At 60.6% G+C, this 284-nt stretch carries 1 pseudogene; it reads left to right on the top strand.

The features are described 5' to 3' along the window. Positions 1–68: 68 nt before the first annotated feature. Positions 69–284: pseudogene (locus tag SB753_RS36505) on the top strand (hypothetical protein); the annotation flags it as partial.

Raw genomic sequence — 284 nt, 5'->3', positions numbered from 1 at the left:
GCATAAGCTTCACAAGCCGTACAAGCTGCGCTCATGACCGCCCGAAACGTTTCCGAGGAGAACCCTTCATGTCGATGCGAACCCGTGCTTTCCGTCAACTGACCGCCGCCGGTCTGCTGCTTGGCGCGGCGATTGGCGCCCAGGCAGCGAATCTGGGCTTCCTGAACGACACGCCGATCAGCTACATGAAGCAGCGCGACGGCGACTCAGTGAGGCAGGCCGTCTTTACCACGCTCGATCAAAAGCAGGACGGTGAAACCACCACCTGGGTCAACGAAGGCACG

The sequence above is a fragment of the Paraburkholderia sp. SIMBA_053 genome (genome assembly GCF_046534895.1).
Taxonomy (GTDB): Bacteria; Pseudomonadota; Gammaproteobacteria; order Burkholderiales; family Burkholderiaceae; genus Paraburkholderia; species Paraburkholderia caledonica.
This window is presented reverse-complemented; position numbering and strand designations above follow the sequence as displayed.